The sequence below is a fragment of the Chryseobacterium sp. RLHN22 genome (genome assembly GCF_051011795.1).
GTDB lineage: Bacteria > Bacteroidota > Bacteroidia > Flavobacteriales > Weeksellaceae > Chryseobacterium > Chryseobacterium zhengzhouense.
The window spans coordinates 1-11,482 of the sequence record NZ_JBPCHW010000042.1; the positions used below are offsets into that span (position 1 = coordinate 1).

Here is an 11,482-nt window from a genome sequence, read left to right on the forward strand (position 1 = left end):
ATGCTTGGTTGGATAGTTTCAAAGCGCTGTTAATAAGGTTTGAAAAATTGAATATCACTTGGATAAATCTACATTATTTAGCTTTCTCTATCTTATTTCTAAGAAAAATAAAAGTTTAAACAGGTTTCAAATGTAAATAATTATATTGAAAACAAATTATTAGATAATTTTTAATAATTCATAATTATTATCAATGAAAATGTACAATTCGATAATAATAATTATTGTTGAAAAATTTTTAAATTAAAAATAAAAATACTATAGTTTTTTTGTCTAAATTTAAAAATGATTGGGTTTTTCTAAAATAAAATTATCAATTCGTTAATATTGTATAATTCAATATTCAAATAATAGTTGTATCTTTGCAAAAATTTTATAATATTTAATGAATTTATTTACGGAGACCAATTTAAGTCCTGATATTCTTAAGGCAATTGGCGAACTGGGTTACGAAAGCCCGACAGAAATCCAAAAACAGACTATCCCTTTTATTCTTTCAGATATTCGCGATCTAATCGCACTTGCGCAGACAGGGACAGGCAAAACAGCAGCGTTTTCGCTTCCGATTTTGGATATGATTGACGATACGAGTCGCAAAATCCAACTTTTGGTGCTTTGTCCGACACGAGAATTATGTCTTCAGATTACAAAAGACATCAAAAATTATTCAAAATACATGCAGAACATCAAAACTACAGCAGTTTACGGTGGAAGCAGTATTACAGATCAGATTCGTTCTTTAAAGGAAAAACCGCAGATTATTGTGGGAACTCCGGGAAGGGTAATCGATTTGATTAACAGAAAAGCTTTAGACTTTTCAGCAATTCACTGGCTGGTTTTAGACGAGGCAGATGAAATGCTTTCTATGGGTTTCAAAGACGAATTGGAAACAATTATGAGTGAAACTCCGGAAACAAAACAGACCTTCTTATTCTCGGCAACGATGAACAAAGAAGTGGAAAGAATCTCTAAAAATTATTTAACAAAACCTCACAGAATTTCTGTTGGTTCAATTAACGAAGTTAAAAAGAACATCAAGCATGAATATTATGTAGCAGGTTACCGTCAGAAAAAAGAGGCTTTGAAGAGATTGATCGATTCAAACCCTAATCAATATTCAATTATTTTCTGCCGTACAAGAATGGAAACTCAGGAAGTTGCTGATTTCCTGATGCAGAATGGTTATGCAGCAGATGCTCTTCACGGTGATCTTTCTCAGGCGCAGAGAGATACGGTAATGAAGAAATTCAGACTGAAAAACATCGATATTTTGGTAGCAACAGACGTTGCAGCAAGAGGCTTGGATGTGAATTCATTAACTCACGTTATTCATTATTCTTTACCGGATGATCCTGAAGTATTTGTACACAGAAGTGGTAGAACAGGTAGAGCAGGAAAAGACGGTATTTCTATCGCTTTAATTAAGCCTGAAGAAAGCAGAAAACTGAAGCAGATAAAATCTACAACCAAAATTGAGATCAACGAAGCTAAAATTCCTACAGGAGAAGATATTATCAAAGCTCAGGTTGGAGGTGTATTCGAAAGTCTTTTTGAGGTACATGAAGATTTCTTTGAATTTGATGATTCTTTAATTCCTGATTTGTCAGCATTCTCTAAAGAAGAATTGGTGCACAAGTTACTTCAGTTCCAATTGAAAGATCTTGCATTGTATTACAAAGACAGACACGATCTTATTGAGCAGAAGCTAAGCAGCAGAGATGATGACAGAGGAGGAAGAGGAGACAGAAGAGATCGCGACAGAGGAAGAGACCGTGACAGAGGTGATAGAAGAGATCGCGACAGAGGAGACAGAAGAGGAGGGAAACCAAGACAGAGAGATGAAAATATGACAAGATTCTTCTTTAATCTGGGTAAAAAAGATCAGCTGAAAAAGCTGGACGTTTTAGAAATCATCAATAAAGCGACTTCAAGCAAAGGAAATAAGAGAGCGGAAATCGGTAACATCGAAATCCTTGAAAAATTCTCATTCTTTGAAGTGGAGAAATCGTATAAAAACGAACTTTTAGGAAATATTTCTTCAATGAAGTTCAAAGGGAAAGAAATGAGAGCTGAAGAGGCTAATTAATCTTCTCTATACCATACAATAAGCCGGCATTTAATGTCGGCTTTTTTATTTAAATGTGAACAAAATTTAGTTCAATGTGAACAAAAATTAACGCGGGATGCTTTTTGATAAGACGCTTTTTTAAGAAATTTGCACACGAATTTATAAACACTATAAAATGGGAATTGGTAATATTTTCCACGCTTTTCAACCGAAAGATAAAATCTTCTTTGTGCTTTTCGAAAAAGTTACAGATAATCTGGTTGCTATGTCTAACGATTTCAACCACGGAATCAAGGATTTTGATCTGAACGACGATTCTATGCTGAAACTGATGAGCGACTATGAACACAAAAATGATGAACTTACTCACGAAATTTTCGTGGAATTAGGGAAAAACTTCATTACACCTTTCGACCGTGAAGATATCCATACCTTAGCTACAGGTTTAGACGATATTGCAGATTATATCTATGCTTCTGCAAAATATATTTTCCTTTATAAATCACCTCATATGAAAGCTTACGCTGATTTTTCTCTGTTGATCCATAAAGCTTGTCTGGAGATACAGAATGCAATGAAGAATCTTAAAGGCTTTAAAAATATGGAGCAGGTAAAAGAAGCTTGTATTAAGGTAAACTCTATTGAAAATATTGCAGACGACCTACTTTCAAATTCTATGGTAGAATTGTTTGAAACCAATGACGCAATCAATATCATTAAAGTTTCATCAGTATTAAATTATCTTGAAGTAGTAACCGATAAAGCAGAAGATGTTGCCAACACGATTGAGAACATCATGATTAAATACGCATAAAACCAGATAACAGAAATGGAATTTCCTATTTTATTGATAGTTATTATTGCGTTGGCGTTGATTTTCGATTACATCAACGGTTTTCATGATGCGGCAAACTCTATTGCAACTATCGTTTCGACGAAGGTTTTAACACCTTTTCAGGCTGTACTTTGGGCGGCATTGTGGAATTTTGCGGCGTTCTTTATTGCAGCATATATTATTCAGGATTTTAAAATTGGTAATACCATTGCCAAAACCGTCAACGAAAACTTTATAACACTTGAAGTAATATTTTCAGGTCTTATTGCGGCGATTGCATGGAATCTTTTGACTTGGTGGTTTGGTATTCCCTCATCATCATCTCATACCTTGATTGGCGGATTTTTAGGAGCGGCTTTAATGCATGCTTTTATGTTAGATTATCATGAGATTGTTGCTGCTCAACCTAATTTAGGCACAATTGAAACAATAAAAGAAGCTTTTGCAAAAGTAACTACACAGAACATTGTGAAATTTGAAAAAGTAATTCCGATTTTCTTATTCATTTTCATGGCTCCGATTATCGGGATGATTATCTCAATTATTATTACCCTGATTATTGTTCATATTTATAAAAAATCAAATCCTTATAAAGCAGATAAAGCTTTTAAAAGACTACAGCTGGCTTCTTCCGCTTTGTTCAGTTTAGGACACGGTTTGAATGATGCTCAGAAAGTAATGGGAATCATCGGTGCAGCTGTGATTTATTTTCACGTTCAGATGCAAATGGACCCTGAGTACTTGAAAATTGCTTCAGCTGACCGTTTCAGCCATTTTGCTAAAGATTATCTATGGGTACCACTTGTTTCCTTCATCGCAATTGCATTGGGAACAATGAGTGGAGGATGGAAGATCATCAAAACAATGGGAACAAAAATTACAAAAGTAACTTCACTGGAAGGAGTAAGTGCCGAAACTGCAGGAGCAATAACTTTATTCTTGACAGATCACTTTGGTATTCCGGTTTCTACAACGCATACGATTACAGGTTCAATCATCGGTGTAGGTCTTACTAAAAGAGTTTCTGCGGTAAGATGGGGAGTAACCGTAAGCTTACTTTGGGCTTGGGTTTTAACCATTCCGATTTCAGCAATTGTTGCAGGAATTACTTATCTTATTGTAACAGCTTTTTAAGAAAAAATTAAAATTTATATAAAAACGGACATTTTTACTAAAGCGTCCGTTTTTTTTGTTTATAAATCTATATTGAAATCCTCGAAACAATTTGCTTAAAAGCATTCGAGGACTTACCTAAATCGTCGGCAGCTTTTAGAAAAAGCAGGCTTGCATTTTTAAAAAGTATGATTGCTTTTTTAAATTGCTTACTGAGCTTTTTAAAGTTTGCTAATTGTAGTCGGATTATCCTTCTTAATGATAATTAAATTTGTCTGAAAGGACAAAATTTTTTGTTTTAAAACCCCTTAGAAAATTGTATTTTTGTTCAAACTATTAGATTTTATGGAATTTTTAGACAGATACCAACAAATTGTTGCTGATGCCATTAGCAAATATACTTTTAAAGATAAGCCCACAGAACTTTATGAACCGATGAATTACATCATTTCGCATGGTGGAAAACGTCTTCGTCCGATTATGGTTTTAATGGCATGTGATTTATTTGGCGGTGATCAGAAAATGGCCATAAAGCCGGCTTTGGCAATAGAATTTTTCCATAATTTTACTTTGATCCATGATGATATTATGGATGAAGCTCCTTTGAGGAGAAATAAACCTACCATTCATACGATTCACGGGATTAATACCGGAATTCTTTCCGGAGATGGTTTAATGCTGAAAGCTTATAAATTTTTCGAAGATCTTGAACCTGAGATTTTTAAAGCTTGCGTGAGAATTTTCACTCATACAGGTCTGCTTTTATGTGAAGGTCAACAATACGATATCAATTTCGAAACTCAGGAAAATGTAACATTTGATGATTATATCAGAATGATTACTTATAAGACAGGAGTTTTAAGCGCCTCTTCATTCGAGATTGGTGCGATGATCGCTAAGGCTCAGTTTAAGGATGCAAAAGCTATTTTCAATTTCGGAAAACATATAGGTATTGCATTCCAGATCATGGATGATTACCTGGATGTTTTCGGAGATCAGACTCAGTTTGGTAAAAAACATGCAGGAGATATTTATGAAAACAAAAAAACGGTTCTTTACCTTTTGGCGAGAGAGCATGGAACCGATGAAGAACGTAAAGAATTGGATTACTGGTATTCTAAAAAAACTGATAATATTGATAAAGTTTACGGTGTAGAAAAGATTTTCAGAAGAACAAGAGTAGATGAAAAAGCACTTCGTTTAATTGAAAAACACAACGAAATAGGGCAAAGCTATTTAGCCAAAATCGATATTCCTGAAGAAAAGAAAAAACCTTTTACCGAACTGGCAAACTACCTGTTGAGAAGAGAATCTTAATTTGAAAATTTGATAATGTGCCAATTTGAAAATTATTATCCATTTTAATGTTTCATTTTCAAATTATCAAATTAACTCATTTTCAAATTGACTGAAATGAAATTCCGTACCGAAGTTGACATAATACCGTCTCAGAAAAAGATTGATGTTGAAGATAAAATATTTTCAATAGGTTCTTGTTTTGCTTCGGAAATGTCTGATTTATTTCAAAAAGGCCAGCTTCAGACGGTTAATAATCCTTTCGGGACAATTTTTAATCCGTTTTCAATTAATAATTCGGTTAAAAGACTTCATGATTCGGCATTCTATCATGAAGATGAGCTGATTACGTATCATGATGAATTTATTTCTCTGGATCATCATACAAGTTTTGATACGAGATATATTCATCAGACTTTAGATAAAATCAATACTAAAATAGAAGAAGGAAACCGTTTTCTGCAGGAAACCAATTGGGTGATTATCACGTATGGTACTTCATTTATTTATGAATTTGAACCCAAGAAAAAGCTTGTTGCAAATTGCCATAAAATTCCACAGAAATTCTTTGAGAAGAGACTTTTGACCAATCAGGAATTAACGGATTCTATGTATGATACCATTATCAATCTGAAAGATATTTGTAAAGATGATCTGCATATTCTTTTTACGGTTTCGCCGGTTCGTCATACAAAAGACGGGATGATTGAAAATCAGTTAAGTAAATCAAAATTAATTAGTACAGTTCATGAAGTCATTTCACAGTTTGAAAATTGCCATTACCTGCCAATTTATGAGATTGTAATGGATGATTTGAGGGATTACAGATTCTACAAAGAAGATTTGATTCATCCCAATTCTCAGGCGGTCAGTTATATTTTTGAAAAATTTGGAGAAGCTTATTTTTCAGAGGAAACCAAAGGTTTTATTAAGGAGAATTTTAAAATCAATAAAGCTTTAGAACACCGTACTGATGATGAAAAAGATCCGAAATTCATTGAATTTAAGGAAAAACTGAATCTGAGAATTGAAACTCAGAGACAGAAAGTAAAACACGCAATATTCAAGTTTTAAAGTTCAAATTTTTACTATTGAAATGATTGATTTTACGACACTTGATTATTTAAGGGCAGGGAATGAAAGGCAGAAAAGAGCCTATGAAATTCTCAAAAAATATAAAATCTTCGAAGTTTTAGATTATTATTCACCAATTTTAGCAGGAACGATTCCTATTGAAATTGATATTGACGGAAGTGATTTGGATATTATCTGTGAATTGGATTTTAGGTTTGAAGAAGATTTTTTGGATGATATTTCATTCAGTAAAATGATTCCTCTTGAGGCTGAAGTAAAAGTAGATTATCCTGTTGTTAATGATGAAAAATCTATTACTATAAATTTTACATTAGAAGATTTTCCGATTGAAATTTTTGCACAAAATAAACCTACAACACAACAAAATGCTTATCTCCACATGATGGCTGAATACAAAATATTGAAGGAAAAAGGAGAGGAGTTTAAACAAAAAATAGTAGATCTTAAGAAAAAAGGAATTAAAACAGAACCCGCTTTCGGAATGCTTTTAAACTTAGAAAATCCTTATGAAGATCTTTTGAAATTTTAAAATAATGATTGATACACATACGCATTTATATGCTGAGGAATTTGATGAAGACAGAAAAGAAGCCATTCAGAGAGCTTTAGATAAAGGAATTACAGAGTTTTATCTTCCGGCAATCGATTCTGAATCACATGAGAAGATGCTAAATTTGGAAATGGAATATCCAAACCAGATTTTTTCGATGATGGGATTACATCCTTGTTATGTAAAGTCTGAATCGTGGGAAAAAGAATTACAAATCGTAAAAAGTTACCTTAATCAAAGAAATTTCTCGGCAATTGGTGAAATCGGAATTGATTTATATTGGGATAAAACGACTTTGGATATTCAGATAAAGGCTTTCGAGCAGCAAATCGATTGGGCTATTGAAAGAGATTTACCGATTGTAATTCATACAAGAGAAAGTTTTGATGAAACTTTTGAGGTTTTAGAACGTAAAAAACACCCGAAACTCCGTGGGATTTTCCATTGTTTTTCAGGAAATTTAGAACAGGCGAAACATGCTTTGGATTTAAATTTTATTTTGGGAATCGGTGGAGTAGTGACTTTTAAAAACGGAAAAATCGATCAGTTTTTACATGAAATTCCGTTAGATAAAATCGTTCTGGAAACAGATTCACCATATCTCGCGCCGGTTCCGCACCGTGGCAAAAGAAACGAAAGTTCGTATCTCGATCTGGTTGTCGGAAAACTGGTGAATATTTACAATAAAGATTTTGCTGAAATTGACAGAATTACGAGTGAGAATGCGAAAAGAATGTTTCAGAAAATTTAATGAAGTAAATAATGAATAAAATTAATTCAATTCAATTAAACAAAATTTTTGGCTAAATGAGATTCATTAAAGAAAACTATCATTATCTGCTTTTCCTTTCTTCGGTCTTTTTTCTGGGCAATCCTTCAAAATTTCCTGCGGATGATGGCTTTTTTTATCCTCAAATTGCAAATAATATTGTTCATCATGGTTTTATGGGGTTTAATGACTTGTATTTAACCAATGGTTTTCATCCTTTATGGATGGTTTTCTGTGTTTTCGCGGAACTGATCAATCCCTCAGATAAATTTTTCTTACTGAATATTATTTGGCTCATCCAGGTTTTACTGGTGTTTTTTGGATTTATTCTTTTAGAAAAAACAATTTTTAAAGAAAATAAGATCGGGAAGATTCTCAGTCTGACGTTTTATTGTCTGATGTTTTTTAGTTTAGGTACTTTATACCTTATTGAAGCCCATCTTACTTTTTTTACATTTGCTTTGCTTATTTTCTTTATCGGTAAAAAAATCAAAAATGATTTTGTATTCGGTATTGTTTGCAGCCTCGTTTTTTTGGCACGTTTAGATCATATTTTTGTGATTCTTCCTTTAGGCTTTTTATATTGGCATTACCAAAACTTTAGTGTTAAAAGCTTGGGAATGATTGCGGTTGGTTTCTCCATGTTGTCAGTTCCTTATATTATATCCAACTATTATTATTTTGATGCGGCTGTTCCCATTAGCGGAAGAATTAAAAGTACTTTTCCTCAGATCCAGCCATATATTAAATTTGATCTTTTTCCCAAACTGTTTGCGGTCTGCGGTGTTCTGTATTTTGTATTCTTAATTTTAAATAAAAAAGATAATTACAGGCCAGTTAAGCTTTCATTTTTAATAGGGAGTATTCTTCACCTTGTGTATAATTTAATATTCCAGTCAGAAATAGGGCAGTGGTATTTTGTGTCTCAAATGTTTTTCTGTGGAATGTTTATCTATGATATTACAGCTGTTTTTAGTAATAAAATATCTTATAAGACAACTTTGCCTAAGATTATATTTGCAGGAGCTCTGGTTTTTGTTTGTGGTATTGCATGGCTGAAACTTACAACAAGCTTTAGTATCCAGAATAATATTTTGGCCAGTAACTCTAAATTTGAAAAAAAATCAAATGATTTGGTGAGACAAACAGCTCAGGCATTTGAAAAAAATATTCCGAAAGGATCCCGGATTTTTGTGTATGATTTTCCGGGAAAATTTGCATTTTATTCCAGTTTTAATGTTATTCCGGCAGATGGCTTAGTGGCGAATAAATACTATTTTAACGACATGAGACCGGGAAATTTCAAAAGTTTTTTGATTAAAAATAAGATTGAATATCTGGTTTTTCCTACAGATTTCATAATTAAAGCTCCTGAGCAGAGTTTCTTAGCACTTCGCGTTAATAATTTATCAGACAATTATATTTTTTCTTTGAGAAATACATTGAAGAGAACAACAATAGACAGCTTAAAAGAAAGTGATTTAAACAAAATTAAGTCTTATCCGAATCCCATTAAAACTTGGCAGCCCGGTTACGATTCTATAACCATTTATAAGTTAAAATAACTGATTTTATATAAAATGAAAGCCCTCCAATTGGAAGGCTTCTTTTATTTCTTTCTGGAAAAATTGCTTTTGTTTTTTGGTTTTTTGAAACCAATTTCTTTCCTCTGTTGTGACGGATTTTTAGGTTTTGGTTTAGGCGTAAAAGGTTTATTATTAGAATCTCTTTTCTCAACCACCAGATTATCGGTGTGAAACGGATGATCTTTTACGACAGGAATTTTCATTCCGATCAGCTTTTCAGTATCTCTCAGATTAAGGAGATCCAGACCATCTACAAATGAAATAGAGCTGCCTTCAGAACCAGCCCTTCCGGTTCTTCCGATTCTGTGAACATATGTTTCTGCTACATCGGAAAGCTCGAAATTCACAACATATTTCAGTTCATCGATATCAATTCCTCGGGCTGCAATGTCTGTAGCAATCAGAACACGTGTTTTTCCGGACTTAAAATTATTCAGAGCATTTTGCCTTGCATTCTGAGATTTATTCCCGTGAATCGCCTCGGTTGTGATCTGGCTTTGCTGAAGTTTCTTTGCAATTTTATCGGCACCATGTTTGGTTCTTGCAAAAACAAGTACCGAGCCTGAAATATTATTCTTTAGAATATGGGTTAAAAGGGCAATCTTATTATCTTTTTCAACAAAATAGATCGACTGTTTAATGGTTTCTGCTGTCGAAGAGATAGGTGTTACTGATACTTTTATTGGTGAATTTAAAATAGAATCTGCCAGTTTCTGAATTTCTGTCGGCATGGTTGCAGAGAAAAATAAAGTTTGTCTTTTCTGTGGTAAAAGCTTAATAATTCTTTTAACATCATGTACAAAACCCATATCGAGCATTCTGTCGGCTTCGTCCAGAACAAAAATTTCGAGATTTTTAAGCGAAATAATTCCTTGAGCAACAAAATCGAGCAATCTTCCGGGTGTTGCAACCAAAATGTCAACCCCTTTTCTTAGAGCAGCTTCCTGATTTCCTTGTTTTACGCCTCCGAAAATCACAAGTTTTCTTAAAGGAATATTTCTTCCGTAAGCATTGAAGCTTTCTTCAATCTGAATTGCCAGTTCTCTTGTCGGAGTGAGAACCAAAGCTTTAATGTGGTTATTTTTCGGCCCTTTTCTTTCGGTGAGATTTTGTAAGATAGGTATGGCAAAAGCGGCTGTTTTTCCTGTTCCGGTTTGTGCTGTTCCAAGCACATCTCTGTGTTCTAATATGGAAGGAATTGCCTGTTCCTGGATAGGTGTGGGCTTTTCGTAGCCTTCATTTTGAAGCGCATCAAGGATGGGCTTAATTAATTTTAAGTCTGTAAATAACAAAATAGTATTGTGTATTAAAATAATGCGGTCGAAGCAGTATACTTCATCATTTTTAGCAGATCTGCTAAATGTTTTAACAGAATTTTTAAGTAAAATTATTTACTATTTGGCTGTGAATGCCGCGAAATATGCTGCAAATATACTCTAAATTAATTTAACAAAATTACTGAACCTTTTGCCACTGCTGGTTATGCTTTAATTCTTCAAAAAATTTGTAAACGGCTACTAATTTTTCAGTTCCTTTTTTACCGTAGTCTTCAATGTTTTTTTCTGATCCGTCCTGAAATTTAATTCTTAAGAAAGAAGTGGGTAAATCGGTAATATTACGGGTACCGTATTTTTCATTTAAGCTTTTTACATTCAGACCATCGAGAAGAGCAGTAAGCTTTTTATAATCGGTTTCTTTAATCGTTGTTTTGAAAGTTCCTTCTCTCGGCTTTGAAAACTCAGCTTTAGAACCTCCTTTAGAAAAATTAAAGTGTTCTGCTTCTAAAACGGCAGTTCGGTCAGAATTAATAGTCATTTTGTAAATAGGACAAGAACCAAAACATGGTCCTGCTTCATATTCTATGGTTGAGTATTTGGATGTCATCTTCTGTGAATTACAAGAAAATATAAAGGCTAATGCCAATAAACTGAATAAATATTTCATTTTGTTTTAAATTTAAAAATCATGGTCAATAATTGTTCCAATAAGAATTGTTCAGGATTAAATTTAAATAAAAAAGGATAAACCTATTGCTTATCCTTGTTTTTATTTGTACTATTGTCTAGACCTGAAATAACGATACACAAAAAAGAATCGTTATGAAAGAACCATTAGAATCGCTTTATGTAAAGCGTACACAGAAAGATTACAGTTTAAGTTTGAAACTTCA

General features: G+C 33.2%; 10 protein-coding genes. 8 read left to right on the plus strand and 2 right to left on the minus strand.

What is annotated here, in order from left to right:
* The first annotated feature begins 385 nt into the window (after nt 1-385).
* From ACR1PN_RS20075 to ACR1PN_RS20110, 8 genes are all read left to right on the plus strand, one after another.
* A complete protein-coding gene (locus ACR1PN_RS20075; RefSeq protein WP_433981480.1) occupies nt 386-2,086 on the plus strand; it encodes a DEAD/DEAH box helicase in 1,701 nt (566 codons plus the stop codon).
* A gap of 157 nt (nt 2,087-2,243) precedes the next feature.
* A complete protein-coding gene (locus tag ACR1PN_RS20080; protein WP_378174046.1) occupies nt 2,244-2,882 on the plus strand; it encodes a DUF47 domain-containing protein in 639 nt (212 codons plus the stop codon).
* Between the two features lie 15 nt (nt 2,883-2,897).
* The gene (locus ACR1PN_RS20085) at nt 2,898-4,037 is read left to right on the plus strand and encodes an inorganic phosphate transporter (protein WP_378174042.1); all 1,140 of its coding nucleotides are present in this window, start codon (nt 2,898-2,900) and stop codon (nt 4,035-4,037) included.
* A 324-nt stretch (nt 4,038-4,361) separates the two neighbouring features.
* Entirely contained in the window at nt 4,362-5,333 is a 972-nt protein-coding gene (locus tag ACR1PN_RS20090) for a polyprenyl synthetase family protein (protein ID WP_378174037.1), read from the plus strand.
* A 96-nt stretch (nt 5,334-5,429) separates the two neighbouring features.
* Nucleotides 5,430-6,386: a GSCFA domain-containing protein gene (locus tag ACR1PN_RS20095; protein ID WP_433981481.1), complete on the plus strand. Its 957-nt coding sequence runs from the start codon at nt 5,430-5,432 to the stop codon at nt 6,384-6,386.
* Nucleotides 6,387-6,408: 22 nt separating this feature from the next.
* Nucleotides 6,409-6,936, plus strand: coding sequence for a DUF4269 domain-containing protein (locus tag ACR1PN_RS20100; protein ID WP_433981482.1), 528 nt, complete (start codon nt 6,409-6,411; stop codon nt 6,934-6,936).
* Between the two features lie 4 nt (nt 6,937-6,940).
* The gene (locus ACR1PN_RS20105; RefSeq protein WP_433981483.1) at nt 6,941-7,708 is read left to right on the plus strand and encodes a TatD family hydrolase; all 768 of its coding nucleotides are present in this window, start codon (nt 6,941-6,943) and stop codon (nt 7,706-7,708) included.
* A 56-nt stretch (nt 7,709-7,764) separates the two neighbouring features.
* The gene (locus tag ACR1PN_RS20110; RefSeq protein ID WP_433981484.1) at nt 7,765-9,291 is read left to right on the plus strand and encodes a hypothetical protein; all 1,527 of its coding nucleotides are present in this window, start codon (nt 7,765-7,767) and stop codon (nt 9,289-9,291) included.
* Between the two features lie 44 nt (nt 9,292-9,335).
* On the opposite strand, the gene ACR1PN_RS20115 is transcribed toward ACR1PN_RS20110, so the two are convergent.
* Together ACR1PN_RS20115 and ACR1PN_RS20120 are read right to left on the minus strand one after the other, a co-directional pair.
* Entirely contained in the window at nt 9,336-10,604 is a 1,269-nt protein-coding gene (locus ACR1PN_RS20115; RefSeq protein WP_433981485.1) for a DEAD/DEAH box helicase, read from the minus strand.
* A gap of 163 nt (nt 10,605-10,767) precedes the next feature.
* On the minus strand, nt 10,768-11,256 hold the full coding sequence (locus ACR1PN_RS20120) for a DUF6438 domain-containing protein (protein WP_433981486.1): 489 nt from the start codon (nt 11,254-11,256) through the stop codon (nt 10,768-10,770).
* Between the last annotated feature and the right edge of the window lie 226 nt (nt 11,257-11,482).